This is a genomic window from Paenibacillus sp. FSL P4-0081 (assembly GCF_000758565.1).
GTDB lineage: Bacteria > Bacillota > Bacilli > Paenibacillales > Paenibacillaceae > Paenibacillus_AQ > Paenibacillus_AQ phytohabitans.
Genome location: NZ_CP009280.1, coordinates 4801999 through 4821739, shown reverse-complemented (window position 1 = coordinate 4821739; position 19741 = coordinate 4801999). Strand labels below are relative to the sequence as shown.

18 protein-coding genes are annotated in these 19741 nt (G+C 53.1%); 10 read left to right on the top strand and 8 right to left on the bottom strand.

Annotation, left to right across the window (positions count from 1 at the left end; all coding sequences use genetic code 11):
• Positions 1-65: 65 nt before the first annotated feature.
• Complete coding sequence (locus P40081_RS20490) at positions 66-932, bottom strand: AraC family transcriptional regulator (RefSeq protein WP_081970044.1); 867 nt, start codon at positions 930-932, stop codon at positions 66-68.
• A 188-nt stretch (positions 933-1120) separates the two neighbouring features.
• Between P40081_RS20490 and P40081_RS20485 the strand changes: the two genes are divergently transcribed.
• Entirely contained in the window at positions 1121-3199 is a 2079-nt protein-coding gene (locus P40081_RS20485; protein WP_042138053.1) for a beta-galactosidase, read from the top strand.
• Positions 3200-3404: 205 nt separating this feature from the next.
• On the opposite strand, the gene P40081_RS20480 is transcribed toward P40081_RS20485, so the two are convergent.
• Positions 3405-4034 carry an NUDIX hydrolase gene (locus P40081_RS20480; RefSeq protein WP_042138051.1) on the bottom strand — a complete coding sequence of 210 codons (630 nt, stop codon included), beginning with the start codon at positions 4032-4034 and terminating at the stop codon, positions 3405-3407.
• 152 nt (positions 4035-4186) lie between these two features.
• On the opposite strand from P40081_RS20480, the gene P40081_RS20475 reads away from it, so the two are divergent.
• Positions 4187-4612 (top strand): hypothetical protein, encoded by a 426-nt coding sequence (locus tag P40081_RS20475; RefSeq protein ID WP_042138049.1) that lies wholly within the window; start codon positions 4187-4189, stop codon positions 4610-4612.
• The gene (locus tag P40081_RS20470) at positions 4612-5130 is read left to right on the top strand and encodes a hypothetical protein (protein WP_042138047.1); all 519 of its coding nucleotides are present in this window, start codon (positions 4612-4614) and stop codon (positions 5128-5130) included. Before P40081_RS20475 ends, P40081_RS20470 begins: the two co-directional genes overlap by 1 nt.
• A gap of 212 nt (positions 5131-5342) precedes the next feature.
• On the opposite strand, the gene kduD is transcribed toward P40081_RS20470, so the two are convergent.
• The 3 genes from kduD to kduI all read right to left on the bottom strand — a co-directional run bounded on the left by kduD (position 5343) and on the right by kduI (position 7789).
• Positions 5343-6098 (bottom strand): 2-dehydro-3-deoxy-D-gluconate 5-dehydrogenase KduD, encoded by a 756-nt coding sequence (kduD, locus tag P40081_RS20465; protein WP_042138045.1) that lies wholly within the window; start codon positions 6096-6098, stop codon positions 5343-5345.
• A gap of 67 nt (positions 6099-6165) precedes the next feature.
• Positions 6166-6921 carry a DeoR/GlpR family DNA-binding transcription regulator gene (locus P40081_RS20460; RefSeq protein WP_039294698.1) on the bottom strand — a complete coding sequence of 252 codons (756 nt, stop codon included), beginning with the start codon at positions 6919-6921 and terminating at the stop codon, positions 6166-6168.
• A gap of 34 nt (positions 6922-6955) precedes the next feature.
• On the bottom strand, positions 6956-7789 hold the full coding sequence (gene kduI / locus P40081_RS20455; RefSeq protein WP_039294695.1) for a 5-dehydro-4-deoxy-D-glucuronate isomerase: 834 nt from the start codon (positions 7787-7789) through the stop codon (positions 6956-6958).
• Between the two features lie 297 nt (positions 7790-8086).
• On the opposite strand from kduI, the gene P40081_RS20450 reads away from it, so the two are divergent.
• The 4 genes from P40081_RS20450 to ybaK all read left to right on the top strand — a co-directional run bounded on the left by P40081_RS20450 (position 8087) and on the right by ybaK (position 12352).
• Positions 8087-9760 (top strand): hypothetical protein, encoded by a 1674-nt coding sequence (locus P40081_RS20450; RefSeq protein WP_042138043.1) that lies wholly within the window; start codon positions 8087-8089, stop codon positions 9758-9760.
• A 207-nt stretch (positions 9761-9967) separates the two neighbouring features.
• Positions 9968-11392, top strand: a complete 1425-nt coding sequence (gene aspA, locus P40081_RS20445; protein WP_042138041.1) for an aspartate ammonia-lyase — start codon at positions 9968-9970, stop codon at positions 11390-11392.
• 144 nt (positions 11393-11536) lie between these two features.
• Positions 11537-11788 (top strand): YolD-like family protein, encoded by a 252-nt coding sequence (locus P40081_RS20440; RefSeq protein WP_039294685.1) that lies wholly within the window; start codon positions 11537-11539, stop codon positions 11786-11788.
• A gap of 87 nt (positions 11789-11875) precedes the next feature.
• Complete coding sequence (gene ybaK / locus P40081_RS20435) at positions 11876-12352, top strand: Cys-tRNA(Pro) deacylase (RefSeq protein WP_039294679.1); 477 nt, start codon at positions 11876-11878, stop codon at positions 12350-12352.
• Between the two features lie 63 nt (positions 12353-12415).
• Here ybaK and P40081_RS20430 read toward each other — a convergent pair whose 3' ends face one another.
• From P40081_RS20430 to P40081_RS20420, 3 genes are all read right to left on the bottom strand, one after another.
• Entirely contained in the window at positions 12416-13225 is an 810-nt protein-coding gene (locus P40081_RS20430; protein ID WP_042138039.1) for an aminoglycoside phosphotransferase family protein, read from the bottom strand.
• A 169-nt stretch (positions 13226-13394) separates the two neighbouring features.
• Entirely contained in the window at positions 13395-14147 is a 753-nt protein-coding gene (locus tag P40081_RS20425; RefSeq protein WP_042138038.1) for a YdcF family protein, read from the bottom strand.
• Positions 14148-14264: 117 nt separating this feature from the next.
• On the bottom strand, positions 14265-14609 hold the full coding sequence (locus tag P40081_RS20420; RefSeq protein WP_052421917.1) for a helix-turn-helix domain-containing protein: 345 nt from the start codon (positions 14607-14609) through the stop codon (positions 14265-14267).
• Positions 14610-14880: 271 nt separating this feature from the next.
• On the opposite strand from P40081_RS20420, the gene P40081_RS20410 reads away from it, so the two are divergent.
• The 3 genes from P40081_RS20410 to P40081_RS20400 are packed head-to-tail and all read left to right on the top strand — an operon-like array spanning position 14881 to position 19639.
• A complete protein-coding gene (locus P40081_RS20410) occupies positions 14881-16479 on the top strand; it encodes a response regulator (protein WP_042138034.1) in 1599 nt (532 codons plus the stop codon).
• Positions 16480-16502: 23 nt separating this feature from the next.
• Positions 16503-18272, top strand: a complete 1770-nt coding sequence (locus P40081_RS20405; protein WP_231575156.1) for a cache domain-containing sensor histidine kinase — start codon at positions 16503-16505, stop codon at positions 18270-18272.
• A 38-nt stretch (positions 18273-18310) separates the two neighbouring features.
• Positions 18311-19639, top strand: a complete 1329-nt coding sequence (locus P40081_RS20400) for an ABC transporter substrate-binding protein (RefSeq protein ID WP_231575155.1) — start codon at positions 18311-18313, stop codon at positions 19637-19639.
• Positions 19640-19741: the final 102 nt, after the last annotated feature.

Sequence of the window (19741 nt, the reverse complement as noted above, 5' to 3'; positions counted from 1 at the left end):
ATATGTTTGGGGGTTCTGGACGTCTTATGCAGTTTGGCGTAACGGATGGAGCACGGATACGTTGCTCACTCTGCACTCCCATGCAACCGGCTCCGCATCACCCCCGGAGTCACCCCGTGCGCCTTGCGGAAGACGCGGATGAAATAATTGGTGTCCATCCCAAGGTTGAGGGCGATATCCTGCACAGGACGCTCAGGGTCCTCGGTGATCATCTGTACGGCGCGCTGCAGCCGCAGGTTCTGCAGATATTTATGCGGAGTCACGCCGTATTCCTGCAGGAACAGACGCTGGAAATGCTGGACAGAATAACCGACGGCAGCGGCCAGATTCGTAATCAGCAGCGGCTCCGTGAAATGCTCGTTGATCAGGCTGACGGCCTTATTCAGAGCTTCGTTGCGTACATTTTCGTTCTCCAGGCGGGTCGCCGTACCGGCGGAGCATTCGCTCCTGCGCAGCATCAGCAGCAGCCTATAGAGGGTTACCGACAGATCCTGCATCGACTGCTCCTCCTGGCGGCCGGTGCTGTTTCCGTTTACCGTATGCCAGATTCCGCCGATCATATCCCAGCAATCCTCGAACCGTTCAGGATGGAACAGTGCAGACGGCAGCAGGCCGAGCCCCTCCAGCACAGATGCTGACTGGCTTCCATGGAAGCCGATGAAACCTACATGCCACGGCTCATGTGACAGCGGATAATACTCGTGCCCGCGGTCGGGTGGAAAAGCATAGGCCATTCCCGGCTTCAGCACGGTCTCAGTGCCGTTCTCAAGGTCGCGGAACCGTCCGCTGCCGCTGCGGATCAGGAATATCTGATGCACCGGGAATCCGGCCGGACGCACATGGTGATACTGGATATGGCGGCCGACCGAATAAGGGTATAAGGGGAACGCATTCAGGTCGCGCGGCATTTCGATCAGGGAGAAGGGGAGCATGTAAACACCTCATATTCATTTTGTGCTATGGAAACGCTATTATTATACTACCATTGGCAACTGATTATCCTTTATTATAAATAGTATAAACGGTTACAAGCTAAAGGGATAGAGCTGACGAAGAACTTATATCAGTGAAAAGTCCCATTCTAACATCGAACCCTATACGAGAGGATGAATGTAATAATATGAACAGCAAAGTTCCTGCAATCAGCAGCAAGGCTCCTGTAATGCTGCATGGTGCCGACTATAATCCCGAGCAATGGCTGAAATACCCTGAGGTGCTGAAAGAAGATATCCGGATGATGAAGCTGGCAGGCTGCAATGTAATGTCCGTGGGGATTTTCTCCTGGGTATCGCTGGAGCGTGAAGAAGGAGTATTCACCTTCGATTGGCTCGATCAGCTGCTGGATACTTTTAAGGATAATGGAATTTATGCCTTCCTGGCTACGCCAAGCGGAGCACGTCCGGCCTGGATGTCGGAGAAATATCCTGAGGTATTGCGGGTAGAACGTAACCGGGTGCGCAATCTGCACGGGGTCCGCCATAATCACTGCTTCACTTCACCGGTCTACCGTGAAAAAACCGCGCTGATGAACTCCAAGCTGGCTGAGCGTTACGCTCATCACCCGGCAGTTATCGGCTGGCATATCTCGAATGAATTCGGCGGCGAATGCCACTGTGATTACTGTCAGAATGCCTTCAGAGAGTGGCTCAAGGTTAAATATAAGGGAAGTCTGGACGAGCTGAATCATGCCTGGTGGGCCACATTCTGGAGCCATACGTACACCTCCTGGGAACAGATTGAATCCCCGGCTCCGCACGGAGAGACTCAGGTGCATGGTCTTAACCTGGACTGGCGCCGTTTCGTAAGTGACCAGACGATTAACTTCTGCCAGCATGAGATTGACTCGGTGCGCAGCTTCAATCCTGAGCTGCCGGTGACAACCAACATGCATATGATCGACGGCATTGATTATCGTAACCTGGCGAAGATCCTTGATGTGGTCTCCTGGGATGCTTATCCGGACTGGGGGTATTCCGAGGACGATGATGATGCCCGGCTGGCAGCCTGGACGGCGATGCACCACGATATGTACCGCAGCTTCAAAAAGAAACCGTTCCTGCTGATGGAAAGCACACCTTCGCTCACGAACTGGCAGATTGTCAGCAAGCTGAAGCGTCCGGGTATGCACAAGCTGTCCTCCCTGCAGGCGGTAGCCCATGGTTCAGACTCCGTGCAATACTTCCAGTGGCGCAAAAGCCGCGGCTCCAGCGAGAAGTTCCACGGCGCAGTTGTCGATCACAGCGGACATGCGGAGACCCGTGTATTCAGAGATGTGGCTGAGGTTGGCCGTACGCTGGCAGGATTAACAGATGTAGTGGGTACAACCACTCCTGCCGAAACAGCCATCCTGTTCGACTGGGACAACCGCTGGGCGGTTAAGGATGCCCAGGGTATCCGCAATTCCGGGCTGAAATATGAAGAAACCGTGCTTCAGCATTACCGTGGACTGTGGGAGCTGGGGATTCCGGTGGACGTAGTCGGCTCTGGTGATGATCTGTCCGGCTACAAGCTGGTAATTGCGCCAATGCTGTACCTGATCAGCGAAGAAAACGGCAAGCGGATTGAGAAGTATGTAGAGCAGGGCGGCACATTCCTGGCTACCTATTGGTCGGGAGTCGTTGGCGAGACGGACCTGTGCCACCTGGGCGGCTTCCCTGGACCGCTGCGCAGAACCCTGGGAATCTGGGCAGAAGAGACAGAAGGACTGCACAGCCGTGATCTGAACGGCCTTGTGATGGACCCTGGCAACACCCTGAAGCTGACCGGAGACTACGATGCGCATGAAATCGCTGAGCTGATTCATCTGGAGGGTGCTGAAGCGCTGGGCCATTACCGCAGCGACTTCTACGCCGGACGTCCGGCACTGACCGTGAACAAGCTGGGGGCAGGCAAAGCCTATCATCTGGCCACACGTGTGAAGGACCCGCAGTTCTATGTGGATCTGTATGCTGCCATTGCCGGAAAAGAACGCATCAGCCGCTCCCTGAACACCGAGCTTCCTACAGGAGTAACGGCTCAGCTGCGCAGTGACGGCGAGCATGATTATGTATTTGTGCAGAATTTCAGCGGCAGCGAGCAAGTGGTAACGCTGGATGGTCAGGAGTATACGGACCTCGAATCCGGTGCTGCTGCACCTGCAGAGCTGAAGCTGCCGGTCAACGGGCTGGTTATGCTGAAACGCCAGACTGCAAAGGTATAATCTGCTGAAAATGTAAGCAATGAGTTAAAAAAGGCAGGACCCGCTAAAAGTCGGGTTCTGCCTTTTTGAATGATCTGATAAGCCTCCAATTTGCAGTGAAGCAGATGCTGTTTATCTACTTAATTCCCGGGAAACCATTTGCTTACGCCTGACATTTTGCCGTGGAAGCAGCCGAGTAAGCAAATAGGTTTTTGAAATCCGGACGTCATGCCCTGCTATAAAGAGCTTCAATTCCCTCAATAACCCGCAAATAATAAGCAATCTCATGCGGGACGAGCTGTGAGAGATCAACCTGCTCATTAATTTCTGATCGTTCACCGTCATCGGTTACCCGGAAGCCTTGCACATGTAGAGTGCTGCCAGCTCCAGCGATGAAGCTGCGGAACTCGGTGAAGCGGGCCTGGACGATCCCTGCTACCTCTTCCTGCTGCAGCGAGAAGTCACTGAGAGCATAATTGTTCTCGTAAACAAAAACATTCGCCCGCTCCCGGTCCATAAACCCGGCTGTATCCATCTGGTAGGGGATAATCCCCAAAGGCTTTAATTCGTCAAAAGCCAGCTCAAGGCCCAGCTCCTCCTGTACCTCACGGACTCCATCCTCTACCGTCTCGTCAGCCAGCAGATGTCCGGCAGCGGTGATATCGAGCAGTCCGGCATAATCTCTTTTGTGCCGGCTGCGCAGCTGGAGGTAGATCATCAGTCCATTGTCAGCCTGACGGACAAACCAGCAGTGAAAGGTCTCGTGCCAGAGACCGTGGCGGTGTACCTCATCGCGGGGAGCGGTTCCGGTTCTATTACCTTGCTCATCAAATGTAGTTAGTATTTCTTCGCTCATATATAAACTCCTTCACCAATTGCGTCAAAGCAGGATGCGGAATGCAGCGGGTCTTGACGATTATATTTTTTACAGCTTACCATAGATACAGAAATACAGTAATATCCAAATGAAGGTATGGTAGAGGGAAGGTACGGCACAGGAGGAGAACGATGAAATATTTGATTAAGCTAAATCTGGCCAGCATCATCTTGGCTCTGCCGGTCTTTGCAGCCATTGAGCTGATTGGAAATGCACTGAGGATTAGCCGGATCACCGGATGGGAGTACGGGAAGGTTGAGCGTACGGTCACGCTAATCAATATCGCAGGCTTTTTGCTGACCGGATTTCTGATCGTGTATGTAACCCGGCGAATACTGGACAACCTGAGAATAGCTCTGATTACGAGTCTGCTCTGGTTTGCCTATTTCAGCTTATTCGTCTACATGTTCGCTGCGCTTTTTCCCATGACAGTACACGAGGACGAGCCGGCACCGGTTACCGGACTAATCTTCATAGGGATACTTATCCTGCATTTCTTGTATTTAGCCATTGTTCAGGCATGCTCTATATTCTTGACTGTCAGGGAGGACGACTAATGCAGCCAGTACCCATGGAGCGTACTACATTCTACTCGCTAAGCGATGAACGGCTCGGCTATGCCTGCATGGAACCCACGTTCATGAAGATCCGCGCCAAATCTCCGGCGGTGAAGAATGAAGCAATCGCACAGCTTAGCAGGGGACAAAGGGCACTCTGTATGTTCCGGATTCTGTATGACCACAGCTCTAAGTCCGCAGAAGAATACTACGGGTGGCTCAGTTATCTGCTGGATCAGCCGGGATACTGGAGCGGTGTGCTGGAGGGATTGCAGTTTTTTGAAGATGCTCCGCTGATTCATCTGCTGGAGGAATCGAAAGAGCTGTTCGGGGCGAGGAACCTGCGTGCAGGCACGGGCTGGGACGAAGCGGCAATTACAGATTTGGAAGCGGACCCGGAGCTGCAAGAAGCCGTAGCCACCCTGTATGCACAATATCAGGAGCTTACAGCACATACTCTGCGGATCATCGCCGGTTACATTCGTGCGAATCCTGACGAGTTCATCGTGTTCCGATAAGGGCTGGGCCGGACTGAGCATACAAAGAACCCCGGTGCCTAAGAAGCATCCGGGGTTTGATGTGTTTAGCAGCTGCTCTGAACAGCCTCTGCTAAACTATGAACAATTCTGTCTATACGCGCTCAGTTTGTATATACGGCGCTTATTATCTATATAGTTGGAGCAAGCCGAATCAATTCATGGTACTGTTATTCAAAAATTCCAAGCCGGAATTATCTGGCCAGCCATCCGCCGTCTACATTAAGGATATGTCCGTTCAGGTAATCGGAAGCCGCGGATGCCAGGAATACAGCAGGGCCCTTAACATCTTCAGCAGTTCCCCAGCGTCCGGCTGGAATGCGGTCAAGGATTGAATCGGAACGGCTCTGATCCGCACGGATTGGAGCTGTGTTCTCAGTAGCCATGTATCCTGGAGCGATCGCGTTGATGTTCAGGCCGGAACCAGCCCATTCGTTAGCGAAAGCTTTAGTCAGACCTGCTACGGCATGCTTACTTGCAGTGTAGCCTGGTACGTTAATGCCGCCCTGGTAGGAGAGCATGGAGCAGATGTTGATGATTTTACCGTTGCCTCTTTCAAGGAAGTGGCGGCCGGCGATCTGGGACAGCAGGAATACAGTGTTCTGGTTGAGGTTGATAACGTCAAACCAGTCTTTTTCGCTGTGATCCTTGGCCGGAGTACGGCGGATCATACCCGCGCAGTTCACGAGGATGTCTACTTTGCCTGTGAAGGCAACAGCTTCGTCGAACATGCCCTGAAGCTTGGAATGATCGCTCAGATCAGTAGCGATGCTGAGTGCCTTGACGCCAAAAGCTTCAGCTGCTGCAACAGTTTCTTCACTTCCATTAAGGGAAGCGGAAATTACATCTGCACCAGCTTCTGCGAAGGCAAGGGCGATCCCTTGTCCAAGACCCTGTGCGGCACCCGTTACGATTGCTGTTTTACCTGCCAAACTGAATAAAGATGACATATTATAATTCTCTCCTTTTAAGTTGCATAATTGAGTATCGCTTATAGGGCTTAAATGGGTATATAAACTACCCGCACTCGATGTTGACGCCTGCCTTGCGGAACAGCTCCACCGTCTCGGGCGCAAGCCCGCTGTCTGTAAGCAGCACATCGACTTCCTGCAGTGAAGCAAAGGTGCGCAGAGCGGTGTGCCCGAATTTGTGATGATCGCAAGCGGCGAATACCTGGCGGGCCGTGGATACTAGGGCTTGTTTGAAATCGATTAAATCTCCGGTATAGATGGACAGGCCATGCTCAATATGAACGGCAGTCGCCGAGAGAAAGGCTTTTTGAATATTAAGCTTCTGTACATAGGAGACAGCTTCAGGGCCGGCCAGCATATTGCGGACACGGTACCCTCCGGGAACGACCAGACGTATGTTGTCTTTGGGGACCAGCTCGCTGATGATATACACATCGTTGGTAATGACCGTCAGGGGCATATTCTCCAGCCGCCGGGCAATCTCAAGCGTGGTGCTCCCGCCGTCGAGTGCAATGATGTCATCCTTGGCGATATGTGCCAGCGCACGCAGGGCAATCTCCGATTTCTCCTCGGAATACTTATCCAGCGGGTCTTTGGAGGGCAGAATCCCGAATTGATCGCTCTGTGCCAGCACAGCTCCCCCGTGTACACGCATGATCAGTCCTTGTTCCTCCAGCTTGCTTAAGTCCTCGCGGATTGTTTTTCCCGTTACCTGGAGCTTGTCGCTCAGCTCGTTCACTGTTACATCCTTCTGGTTCAGCATAACTTCCATAATCATCTCGTGCCGCCGTATCGGGTTCATCCGCCTGCCTCATCTTTCCGTAGTTGATTTGCTTCTATTGTAATTCTTTCATGCCTACGGGGTCCATATCGTCGTAACGTTTATTATCTCCGGCCATACTCCAGATGAAGGTGTAGTTATGTGTACCCACGCCGCTGTGAATGGACCAGCTTGGGGAAATGACAGCCTGTTCATTGTGCATTACAATGTGGCGGGTTTCTGTAGGTTCGCCCATCAGGTGGAAGACGATAGAGTCATCCGGCAGATCGAAGTAGAAGTAAGCTTCCATCCGGCGCGGGTGAGTGTGGGATGGCATAGTGTTCCACATGCTGCCCGGTTTCAGCTGAGTCATTCCCATAACAAGCTGTGCGCTCTGCACGCCGTTCGTGTGAATGAAGCGGTGAATCGTACGTTCATTGGAATTCTCAAGTCCGCCCATGGCTCCGGATTCGGATTCAGCCAGCGTTGTCTTGGTAGTAGGGTAGGACTGGTGAGCCGGAGCGGAATTCAGGTAGAATTTCGCCGGTTTAGCGCTGTCCGCGCTTTTGAAAATAACATCTTTGGAGCCTTGGCCTACATACAGGCATTCCTTGAAGTCAACTTCATATTCAGTTCCGTCTACAACAACCGAACCTTTGCCGCCGACATTGATGATACCCAGCTCACGGCGTTCCAGGAAGTAAGTCACTCCAAGCTCCTTAAGGTCCGTTGTAAGTACAACATCCTCATTGACCGGATTAGCCCCGCCTACGATCATGCGGTCTTCGTGGGTCAGGACAAGCTTCAGTTCATCCGGAGCAAAAATAACCGGAATGTGGAACTCCTTGCGCAGGCGCTCAGTGTCAAACTGCTTAACTTCATTCGGATGTGATGCAAAACGTCTTTCCATTGAATATTCAATCTCCTTAAGAAAAATGTATTTTCGTTCGTATAGGTACAATTTAATCCATTTACGTTCATTTGGCAAGAGATAATCTTTTTTAGTACGTTTATTTTAGTTTGTTTGTTAGTTTTAGAGATTGCCATCTGAACTGAAAGCGTGCACAATAGAGCTGGAAAGCAGTGAGTTCCCAGGGTGGAGTATACCTAATAGAAGAGGGATAGTTGTTCTATGTATACACACGCGGACATGACTCCCGGATTAGGGGCTCGTGATACAGAAAATATATATTGGAGGGTGAGGGAAATGGCAGACAGGCTTCAGGATCAGACTTCTTATAAAATACGCCGGCAGGAAATTATCAGTTCAATCGCACTGGAGGCGGAGCGGCGTCCGCTGCTTGCGAGCGGCCTCTGGTTCCATGATGATGTGCGGAATAACTTCTATTATGCTTCCTATTTATTTGCCGCTGCGGTAGATGATACGCTGGAGCTGCCTTTCGATAAGGAGGAAGCGAAACGGAAGGCGGAAGCTGTCATGCTGGAAACGGTCCTGCTGCAGAACCGCCAGCCCGGTACAGAACTCTATGGCCACTGGCCGCTGGGCTTGAATCCGCAGCCCAGAGAAGCGCCGCCGCATGAGCTGCCGGTGGAGATCATGGGCAGCCTGATGGTCTGGTTCTGCAAGCAATATTCGACCCAGTTTAGCGCGGGGCTGCGTATTGCCTTCCACACGGCCATCGGTCATGTGTACCGCAGCGGATTTTTCCGTAAGCCGGTAACGACGTTCGGCCACCATGAAGCGAAATATACGGCAGCCAAGCTGATCTTCGGCAACTTCTTCGAGGATGATGAGCTGCTGGAAGACGGACTGCGCAGTCTGGACATCACACTGGCGCATATCCGGGAGAAAGGGATGCCGGAGTACGGCAGCCTCCCGTGGTTCTGGCACTGGGTGCAGGCGTTCACCTGTGCCTGGGAGCTGGAGACAGACAGCGGCATTAAGCATACCCTTGGCGAGATGCTGGATTATCTCTGGAACGAGCGGAGCCAGTGGTATCTGCAGGGCGCCTGGGCAGGTGCCCATTCCAGAGGCTGGCCGCATGATGTGCCGGCTGACGGTAATGTGCTGCAAGACTATGTGCAGTTCGGAGACTTCAAGCTGCCGGCGGAGATGCCTCGCACCGAATATGCCGGTTTCCTGTTCTATGAAGCGCCGGAGCAGGTGCGTTCGAATGCACTGAACCGCGAGGCAGCGGTAGAGGTCAAGAAGCAAACCGAGAAGGTGGTTGCCGGAGATCCGGACCGCCAGCCGCCGCTCCATTCCTATGCCTACATCACAGAGGATTATGCGGCAGGCGGCATGTGGGAGCGGGTAGAGGAGTTCGACAATGAGCAGCTGCGCTGGGCGTATTCGCTCCCTGTGGGTGCAGCCGAAGGCGTGAACCGGCTGTACTTCTTCCATCCGGGCCAGGGGTATAACGCGGGCGATCCGCGTCACCAAAGCCCTTATATGGAAGTCCTGTATCATAAGAACACCGTCATATCCCTGTTCCCGGTTCCCGAGGGGGAGTCCACTGCAATAGTAGGAGTGCTTCCGAAAGGGGAATGGATCAAGCAGCCTTCGGCACTGTTCGGTTATGCAGGCAATGTGTATTTTGCCGTCTACTTATCGCATGGCTATGAGCTGCTGGAACGCCCGGATTATCTCGAGGTGATCTCCGCAGGGATGCCGGGCGGAGTCGTTGTTGAAGCGCTAAGCGTCAGCCAGGCTGCGGAGCTGGGAATAAGCGGGCTTGATGAGTTTGCCGCAGCCGCCGCACAGCGGGCACCTAAGTTTGGAGCGGGAGAAATTCTGTCCGCGGAATATAGCTCTCTGATCAGCAAAGCGCATCTGCAGCTAAGCACAGACAATGGACTGACAGAGGTAAAAGCAGAGATTAACGGCAAACCGGTTTCTTTTGACAGTTATTCTGTCTAAGCTTGTAAATAATTAATGAACCTATAGAGGACCCGGGGATGCTGAAGCGTCTGCCGGGTTCTTTTGCGCTGTCTGCAGCCAGCTTCGCTATCAAGATGGGCTGGAGCATGATATGTTAAGAATGGTAATATCTTAGTAGATCAAAGGAAAGAATAAGATAACTATTGTGAAAGCCGATCATCGACTACAGGACATGGGGGGAGCATTATGACAGAGATAGAGTACCGGCTGGAGAAGGATTTCTTAGGAAGCAAACAGGTGGAGAAACACGCCTACTACGGGATACAGACGCTGCGTGCAGTAGAGAATTTCCCGATAACCGGGTACCGGGTGCATCAGGAGCTGATTAAAGCCATGGGCATCGTCAAGAAATCTGCGGCACTGGCCAATATGGAAATCGGCAGACTCTACAAGGGACTGGGGGAAGTTATAGTAGCGGCAGCTGATGAGGTGATTGCCGGGAAGTGGCATGACCAGTTCATCGTAGACCCGATTCAAGGCGGGGCCGGCACCTCGCTGAATATGAATGCGAATGAAGTAATTGCGAACCGCGCGCTGGAGCTGCTGGGCCGGGCCAAAGGCGATTATCTGCAGCTTAGTCCCAACACGCATGTGAATATGGCACAGTCCACGAACGATGCTTTTCCGACGGCGATTCATATTGCCACGCTCTCTCTGCTGGAGCAGCTGCTGGTGACTATGCGGAGCATGCATGGCGTATTTGTGCTGAAAGCGGCAGAATTTGATCCGGTTATCAAAATGGGACGGACCCATCTTCAGGATGCGGTGCCGATCCGTCTGGGTCAGGAATTCGAGGCGTACAGCCGGGTGCTGGAGCGTGATATTCAGCGGATCGAGCATACGCGGCATCATCTCTATCAGGTGAACATGGGGGCGACGGCGGTCGGCACCGGACTGAATGCGGAGCCGCGTTATATCGCGCGGGTGGTAGAACTCCTGGCCGAGATCAGCGGATTGCCGCTGGTGAGTGCTGAGCATCTGGTGGATGCTACGCAGAATACCGATGCCTACACCGAGGTTTCGGCAGCGCTGAAGGTCTGCATGATGAACATGTCCAAAATCGCCAATGACCTGCGGCTGATGGCCTCCGGTCCGCGTTCCGGCTTTAATGAAATTACGCTTCCGGCCCGCCAGCCCGGATCTTCGATCATGCCCGGCAAGGTGAATCCGGTGATGGCCGAGGTGATCAATCAGGTCGCTTTTCAGGTCATCGGCAATGATCATACGATCTGTCTCGCCGCCCAGGCAGGCCAACTCGAGCTGAACGTTATGGAGCCAGTGCTGGTATTCAATCTGATCCAGTCGATCAGCATTATGAACAATTCCTTCAAGGTGTTCACGGACTACTGCCTGGCGGGAATCGTGGCCAATAAGGAGAAGCTGCAGCGGGAAGTCGAGCAGAGCGTCGGCATCATTACTGCGGTGAACCCGCATCTGGGCTATGAAGTGGTGTCGCGTATTGCCAGAGAAGCGATTCTGACCGGCGAATCCGTGCGCGCTTTATGCCTGAAATATAATGTACTCAGCGAGGAAGAGCTGAATCTGATCCTCGATCCGTATGAAATGACCCATCCCGGGATCGCGGGGGCAGCGCTTTTGAATAAAGAATAAAGGGCAGTATCCGGGGGATAGCGAAAATTGGCTGCAGAGAACGGTATTATTTTGTAAACCCGGGGTAAAGGTCGTGTTATAATATATGGGAGCATTTACACCCGGAAGTATCATAAATTTGTAATGGCTTACTGGAGGCATAGTGTGGCGAAGGCAAAAGTAGCAAAACGTCCAACCCGCGACGAATTCGTGCTGGAAGAGCTGGGCAATCAGCTGGTCGAGGCGAAACAGGAGGATTCCGAGATTCTGCTGACGGTCTGGGGGAAGGAAGAACAGGTTCGCGGAGTGATTGTGGAGATGGATTCGCGTACCGGCAAGGTACATCTGCGATATAACGAAGAAATTATCAAGGTTCCGTTCATGGATATTATGCAGGTGAATTACCCGCGGGATTAGCCGCTGGAGGCAAGTCTTTCAGGGTAGAGTATAGCAGGACTGAAGAAAGCTCCGGCGCGCCGGAGAGTGGTTGGAGGTAGCAGGGACATGCAAGTGAACAAAACCAATGCCATGCGTATGCTAGATGCAAAAAAGGCCGGATACACCCTTCATACTTATGATAATGAGGATGGCCAGATTCACGGGAGTGCTGTTGCTGAGAAGATTGGCCTCCCGGCGGAGACTGTGTTTAAGACACTGGTATCACACAGCGGGCCGCAGCCCTATGTATTTGTTATTCCGGTGGCTGAAGAGCTTGATCTCAAGAAAGCGGCCAAAGCCGCCGGAGCGAAGAAGATCGAGATGCTCCCGCTTAAGGAGCTGCTGAAGTGGACAGGTTATGTGCGCGGCGGATGTTCGCCTGTTGGCATGAAGAAGCTGTATCCTACGTTCATACACAGCAGCGCGGAGGGGTTGCAGACCATCGCCGTCAGTGCAGGCCGCGTCGGCATGCAGATGGAGCTTGAGCCTAAGCTGCTGGCAGATGTGGTGTCAGCTGTATTTACGGATCTGATTAAAGAATAGCAGTAGAACAAGAAGCCGGAATTCCTGGAGGTCTAGGGATTCCGGCTTTTTTGGCGGTTTCGGCTAACTCCATTCTGCGTAGTGACCGGTTATAAACTGGATTTCACGCTCATAGTGTGCCAGATGCCCCTCATCAACCATTTTCATAAAAGCAGGATTGCCGCTCGCGGCCCCATTCTTGAGCGTGTCGCACATGACAGTCAAACGCTCAATGATCCACGTATGCAGATCCTTAGGGACGGGAATCCCATAAGCCTCAAAAAATAACTGTATCCGCTGGCGCCGGTCTGATGCATGTAAATGGGTTTGGTATGCTGCAGTGGACCCTGACGAGTAGTCAGGTGCGAAGCTGGCCAGCGGAACTGATGTGTAGATGGAATAGGCAATATCCCACATCCGCGGACCGGGTCCGGCCATGTCGAAATCAATCAATGCCACTGGAGCATCATTCTGAAAAACCACATTGTACAGGGCAGCGTCATTATGGCAGATCACTTCATGCGCACTGGTATCGGCATAGCTGAGCTGCCAGCTTCCCTCTGGTTGCGGGTTGAATCCTTCAGTCGCATCATGGTAATGACGTAACAGGCGTGCTACATCTGCAAGTGTCTCACCAGACCACATATATGGCTTAAGTTCAGGGTAAGCATTGCCTGGGACTTCTCCTGGAATATAGCTCAGTATTTCACGCCCGGCGTCATCGATTCCGAGAAAACGTGGCGCTCCCCCGAAGTTCTGCTTCTCCAGATGCCGCAGCAGTGCATGGACATTGGGACTCCAATCCCCTGTGGGACGGCGGACGGTGTCCGCCTTACGGACAATGTGATTCACATTTCCGCCGGTCAATATTTCTTCGTGCTGAGTCACAGGCATTCCTCGCTTTCACTAAGGATGTATGTAATATAGTGCAGATACCACAGATACTACCCGGCAGCCCATCCGCAAAGTAAGGATCAACGAGGTGAATGGATGCGGTCGTTCAGAAGTATGCGGACTGAGTCCGTGGGAGTTCCCCGTCATGCCCGGTTTGCAGCTTGAGCAGTTAAGGCAACAGCTTCGCTGCCACAAGCCCCAGATACTCCTTCAGCGCCAGTCCGGTGGTGGAGACGGCCCCGGCGGAGGGAGTGAATTTGTTGAAATAGAGTGACATGGGCCGGCTGGCCAGGTAATCCACCGGGAAGGGCTGCGGCGTTAGTCCCGCGTGCTCAAATTGCACCATGCTGCGCGGCATGTGGAAGGCTGAGGTGACCAGCACCGGACGGCTAAACCCGTGTTCCTGCATAAGTGCAGCGGTGTTGACCGCATTCTGCTCGGTGTTAAGCGAGCGGTTCTCCGGCAGGATGTCTTCTGCCGGGATGCCGAGTCCGATCAGCTGCCGCCGGGCGATATCGGCTTCATTGCCGCTGTCCGCATACACCTGGCCGCCGGAGAAAATAACCGGCAGTCCGGTCTGCCGGTACAGCCGGGCGGCAGCCAGCAGCCGGTTCGCCGCCGGACCGGACATATTGCCCTGCCCGTCCAGATCCGGAGTGCCGGAGGTAGCGCCTCCGCCGAGGATAACAATAACATCACCTTCTACTGCAAAAGGCTGCGTATATTGCCGTTCCAGACTGCCGATCAGCAGGTCACTGACCACAGAGGTCATCGACAGATAGAGCAGCAGGCTCACTGCGAGCAGTACGACCGCCGGCCGGCGGCTGCTTTTCCACAGCCAGACCACCATCCCCAGCAGCAGGATCACAAAAATTCCCGGAGGCAGAACAAAGCTGTATGCGAATTTAATGAGGTAGATCAAGCAGGTCACCAACTTTTCAAGGATTATATAAGAGTCTCATGTTCACCTGCCCTGCATAGCAGGTCATTTCTGGTATTGTACCATGAGTCCGGCCGGTGTTCCCAGCTTCGCCCATGCTCAGGTGCGGTACAGATGCTTCATATAGGAGGAGGGGGATTCACCGAGCACTTTTTTGAACACGCGGCTGAAGTAGTAAGGGTTGGGGTAGCCAAGCGTTTCACTGATCTCAGATACATTGTACAAGCTCGTCCGCATCAGCTCGATAGCCTTGTTCATCCGGAGCTTGGTATGGGTCTCAATAATCGTCTGTCCGGTGGCCTGCTTGAACGCGGCCGACAGGTAGCTGCAATTCATATTCAGCTGTGAAGCAAGCTGTTCCCCGGCGAAATGCTTGCCGCAGTGCTTGATCAGATAAGCCGTTACTCTCCGCACAGTACTCCCGCTTTTGCCGCTGACAGTCATACTGCTCTCCTGCTGCCCGGCCGCCTATGGAGGTTCCCCTCTTGTATGACTGCTGCTGTTTTCTTTTATTTGTTCTCTCTCAGCCTGAATGCCGTAGACCCAAGCGGCAATATTCTTAAAAAACTGCGCTTTCCTCTTAAAAAGCTTCACCCGGCCGCCGGGGTTATCGTGATACAGTATAATTGGATGAATCTCTTCAATAACGACTATAGACTGAAACAGCCGCAATCCTGTAATAATATATCAATGACAACCATGCGGAGGTGCAGCAATGAACAGAACCATACGGGTGCTGCTTGCGGATGACGAGCCGGTTATTCTGCGCGGGCTGAAGAAGCTCATAGCCTGGGAGAGCCTCGGGCTTAATATAGTAGGGGAAGCATGTGACGGGATAGAGCTGAAGGCGATGATCGACAGCTGTCATCCCGATCTCATTATCAGTGATATCAGTATGCCGGGTTATTCGGGTATCGATATTATCCGTGAAATTCATCATTCCGGTCGTCCGATCAAAGTGGTCTTTATCAGCGCCTATCAGGAATTTAGTTATGCCCAGCAAGCGGTACAATACGGGGCGCTGGATTATCTGGTCAAGCCGGTGAATACGGGACAGCTGGAGCAGGTAGTGATCCGCGCAGTAACGGTGATCCGCCAGGAATCCGAAGAAGAGCGCAACAAGGAAATGCTCAAATCCTATGAGCGGAAGAACCTGTCTGTTACGGTTGAGGAGCAGCTGGAGCAGCTGACCGACGGCAATAAGGCTGCGGCAGCTACGCTTGCCCGGATGGGCAACACGGCGATTACCCGCTATGCCAGCGTATGTGTCATCGAGACGGATGAATACGGCGGCCAGCCTTCTCGCTGGGAGGAACGGGAACGCAAGCTGGTGGAATTCGCCTTGTTGAACATCATCAAGGAGACGGTGGACGGCAGGGGCAACGGGTATGTGTTCCGCAAAGGAGAGCGTTTCGGGGTGCTGCTTCAGCATGAGCATCTGAATGAACCGCAGCAAGTAATGGAGGATCTGCATCACAAAATCAACAGCTTTCTGAAGCTGCAGGTCTCAATAGGCATCGGCCGCCCGGCCAGCGGTATTGAAGAGGCGGCGGATTCCTACCAGTCAGCGTTGAAAGCGCTAAGATTCAGATATTTTGCCGGATTGAACCGGGTGATTCCCTATCCCGCCGAACCAATGGAGACTGCTATACCTGTATCTACACTTGCTGCCATCCAGAGCAGCCTGCCGGAAGCGCTCAAATCACTCGACAAGGAGCGGCTAACGGCGTTAACCGGCGAGCTGCTGGAGACCGTGCGTCTGCTCTCTGGAGATAGCCGGAACCAGGCGGTGTCCTATGTGTATAATGCCGTGATCCAGCTTGAACAAGATATGGCTGATTTCGGCGCGGATGCGGGGCTGTTGAATCAGGGAGAGAAGCCGCTGCTTGAAAAGCTGGCGGATGCCCCGACCTTCGGCGCACTGCAGCAGGAATTTGAAGCGGTCCTGTCCAAAATGTCCGAGCAGCTGAGTTGCCGGATCTCCGGCAAGGAAATGCCGCAGCTCGCGCAGGTGAAAACCTATGTGGAGGAGCATTATGCCGAGAATATTACGCTGGAGTCCATAGCCGCCATGGTGTATATGAATCCCTATTATTTCAGCAGCTTCTTCAAGAAGCATACCGGCCAGAACTTCAAGAATTATGTTACCGAAGTGCGGATGGGTCATGCCCAGCGGCTGCTGCTGCAGAGTGACCTGATGGTCTACGAGATTGCCGACCGGGTCGGCTACAACAATGCGCGGCATTTCAGCGACATGTTCAAGAAGCAATTCGGCAAGCTGCCGCAGGAATACAAGCAATCGGTCAGGAACTAAGCGGATTGGAGGGAGATCATAGAGTGAAAAGACGATGGCCCGTGCCGTTCTGGGGACGGGGACCGAAGAGTATTTTTGTTAAATTTTCTGCATCCTTCCTGCTGGTCGGGCTGATTCCGCTCTTTGCGCTGAGTTTCTTCTCCGTACAGACCTTCTCGGGTTATGTGGAGCGGTATACCACCAGCAATCTGCAGCAAATGGTACTCTATATGAGCTATAATCTGAATTCAGCGTTCAATCAGTATAATGAAGTATCCAAATTAATGTATACAGGGCGTTATGAAGGGTTCATTGAGAGCTATTCGCAGAATCAGACACAGAATGTGAATGAGCTGGAGCAGATCAACACCATTCCGATAGAATCCTTCCTGAAGACCGTTCTGTTCAGTGATTCTTATATTTCCAGTGTCCAGTTTATCCGCCAGTCTGATGGTAAGTTGTATGTTCAGGAGCGTGGCAACCGGTCGCTGAACATGGAGACGGTTCCGAATGCGGAGTGGCTGTCCGCCATGGCAGGTGACCCTGCGAAGGTGGCTATTTTCCCGACCCATCAGGACAGTTACTTCTATGGCTCAGACCGCCAGGTGTTCACGATCGGGCGCAGCCTGATTGATACCTCCGGACGGGTGACCAAAGAGCCCAAAGTAGTCGGAACGCTTTTTCTGGATATCGATACCTCGTTATTCCAGCAGTTCTTCCGTGAGCTGAGTCTCGGGGAGAAGGATGAGCTGTACCTGCTTGACGGGGAGGGGCGGACGTATTTCAGCAACCAGCCTGCCGGTGCGGCAGGGGCTAGAGCTGCTGATCAAACTAACAATGAGATGATTGTACTCAGTGAGTCCATCCCTTTTTTGAATGGCCAGGTCATCGCCAAAATCCACCGCGGCAACCTGTTCGAACAGCTGCTGTCGGCGCGGGCAACGGTGTATATCGCCATTGGCATGTGTGCTTTTGTAATGATTGTAATGGGGGCCTGGTTCTCCAGACGTCTCGCGGCTCCCATCCGGGAGCTGATCCGGCAGATGGCCGTGGTGGAGTCGGGCAAGCTGGATATCCAGCTCTCCGTGAACAGCAATGATGAGATGGGCAGGCTGGCCCACGGGTTCAACCGGATGGTGGAACGGCTGCAGGTCTACATTGATGAGGCCTATGTGGCCCAGATCAAGCAGAAGCAGACCGAGCTGAATGCACTGAAGAGCCAGATCCGGCCCCATTACCTGTACAACACCCTTGAGGTGATCCGGATGAACGCCGTGGATAAGGAAGCGGGCGAGGTGGCGGATATGATTCTGGCGTTATCCAATGAGCTGAAGTATGTCATCGATTACGGGGAAGACCGCGTAAGCCTTGCCAGCGAGCTCGCCCATCTGCAGAATTACTTCTATATTATTTCTGTACGGTATGAGAACCGCTTCGAGCTGCATCTGGATATTGCCCCGGATGTTAATCTGGACTGGCCTATCCTGAAGCTGTCTCTGCAGCCGATGGTGGAGAATGCGGTTCAGCATGGACTGCGCCTGCAGGGAAAAGGAACCGTCGGCATTACGGTCGAACGGAGAGAGCAGGTGCTGGCGATTACGATATATGATGATGGCGTGGGGATGAGCAGGGAGACTCTGTCCCGCATTAATAAGATTCTGAAAGACCCGGAGGCTCCAAGCAAGAATGTCGGCATGAAAAATGTGCATGAGCGCATCCGCTCCAGCTTCGGGGAGGCGTATGGCCTGTCTGTGAACAGCAGAGAGCATGTCGGGACCTCCATTACGCTGACGTTCCCGGTTATCACTGAATGAGGAGGACACAGGTGGTGCAAATGCCGAGGATATCATGTATGAAAATAACAATAGTGCCGCTTGCGGCCGCGCTGATCCTGTCCGGCTGTGGAGGCAAAACCGGATCAGGCGGAATCGGAGGGAATCATGCGGCTGATCAGGGGAGCCGCCCGGATACAGCCTCCGGGGGAGGTAAAATAAGCTTTACTATAGGTTATGCCTCCGGTGATCCGGCGACGAAGCAGGCTATCGAGGATACCATTAAGGCCTTCATGCAGGCGAATCCGGACATAGTCGTCCAGGATGTCAGTGAGACAAGCTCCTCTGCCTATATGGATTGGCTGAAGGTTAAGGATGCCGTGGGCGAGTTTCCCGATCTGGTAGAGATGAGGGATACCGAGGCCTTCGCCGATGCGGAGAAGATTGTTCCGCTCCCCGATGAGCTGGCGGAATTGTTCGATCAGCCGCCGCGGATCGGCGGCAAGGTATGGAATGCCCCGCTGTTTGTCGCTGCCCCGCAGGGTATTATTTATAGTAAGAAAGCGTATGCCGAGGCAGGCATTAAGACGCTTCCGGCAACCTACGAAGAATTTCTGGAGATCCAGAACAGACTGCGGGCAAGCGGGATCACTCCGCTCGTTGTAGGCGGCAAGGATATTTTTCATATGGGCTTCTGGGTTAATAAATTTCTGATTGATGATGTATATGCCGCTGATCCCGGCTGGAACGCGAAGCGGACGGCCGGTGAGGTTAGCTTCACCGATGACAATGTAGTCCAGGCCATGACTGATTTCAAACAGCTGTTCAGAAGCGATGTCGATAAAGGCTGGCTAAGCACAGGGGATAACCAGACGGCGTCTATTCTGGTATCCGGCAAGGCAGCCCAGCTGTTCTCCGGCTCCTGGATGTTCTCACAAATCCAGGAAGCCGACCCCGGCTTCGAATTCGGCTTCTATGCTGTGCCGGACCGTAGAGGGAAGCTGAATGTGGTCGGCCTGCAGTCGCCCTCCGGCTGGTCGCTGTCTGCCCAGGCGGCGCAGGAGCCGCTCAAAAAGCAGGCGATCGAAGACTTCATCCGGTTCTTTTTCTCACCGGAGCCTTATGCCGCATTTCTGAGCCGGATCGATTCGGTTCCTTCGACCAGGCAGGAATTCAGGCGGGAGGCCGGTGAACAGATGCAGGTGGTGCTTGATCTGATGGCCGATCCGGCCGTTACCAAATCCCTGATGATCAACAATTGGTGGGGAGATAACCTGATTCCTCCGCAGTTCCGTAACTGGTTCTACAAGCTGCTGCAGGAAATGGTTGTTAAGGACGGGGATGTACTAGAATATATGAAACGGGCCGATACTGAATACGACAGGCAGGTACAGGAATACTGGCAGTGACATTACACTATAGCCCGTGCAAGAACGGAGGTCTCCTGGACCTTCGTTTTTTTCTGCTCAGGAGAATCTTCTTAAATTTACCGCACATCCCTCTTAAATTAG

Excerpts from the sequence above, each read along its gene's own strand:
- ybaK (WP_039294679.1), top strand. The coding sequence starts at position 11,876 with ATGCAAGTGAACAAAACCAATGCCATGCGTATGCTAGATGCAAAAAAG.
- P40081_RS20480 (WP_042138051.1), bottom strand. The coding sequence starts at position 4,034 with ATGAGCGAAGAAATACTAACTACATTTGATGAGCAAGGTAATAGAACC.
- aspA (WP_042138041.1), top strand. The coding sequence starts at position 9,968 with ATGACAGAGATAGAGTACCGGCTGGAGAAGGATTTCTTAGGAAGCAAA.
- P40081_RS20460 (WP_039294698.1), bottom strand. The coding sequence starts at position 6,921 with ATGAACCCGATACGGCGGCACGAGATGATTATGGAAGTTATGCTGAAC.
- P40081_RS20400 (WP_231575155.1), top strand. The coding sequence starts at position 18,311 with ATGAAAATAACAATAGTGCCGCTTGCGGCCGCGCTGATCCTGTCCGGC.
- kduI (WP_039294695.1), bottom strand. The coding sequence starts at position 7,789 with ATGGAAAGACGTTTTGCATCACATCCGAATGAAGTTAAGCAGTTTGAC.
- P40081_RS20430 (WP_042138039.1), bottom strand. The coding sequence starts at position 13,225 with ATGCCTGTGACTCAGCACGAAGAAATATTGACCGGCGGAAATGTGAAT.
- P40081_RS20470 (WP_042138047.1), top strand. The coding sequence starts at position 4,612 with ATGCAGCCAGTACCCATGGAGCGTACTACATTCTACTCGCTAAGCGAT.
- P40081_RS20420 (WP_052421917.1), bottom strand. The coding sequence starts at position 14,609 with ATGACTGTCAGCGGCAAAAGCGGGAGTACTGTGCGGAGAGTAACGGCT.
- P40081_RS20490 (WP_081970044.1), bottom strand. The coding sequence starts at position 932 with ATGCTCCCCTTCTCCCTGATCGAAATGCCGCGCGACCTGAATGCGTTC.
- P40081_RS20485 (WP_042138053.1), top strand. The coding sequence starts at position 1,121 with ATGAACAGCAAAGTTCCTGCAATCAGCAGCAAGGCTCCTGTAATGCTG.
- kduD (WP_042138045.1), bottom strand. The coding sequence starts at position 6,098 with ATGTCATCTTTATTCAGTTTGGCAGGTAAAACAGCAATCGTAACGGGT.
- P40081_RS20450 (WP_042138043.1), top strand. The coding sequence starts at position 8,087 with ATGGCAGACAGGCTTCAGGATCAGACTTCTTATAAAATACGCCGGCAG.
- P40081_RS20475 (WP_042138049.1), top strand. The coding sequence starts at position 4,187 with ATGAAATATTTGATTAAGCTAAATCTGGCCAGCATCATCTTGGCTCTG.
- P40081_RS20410 (WP_042138034.1), top strand. The coding sequence starts at position 14,881 with ATGAACAGAACCATACGGGTGCTGCTTGCGGATGACGAGCCGGTTATT.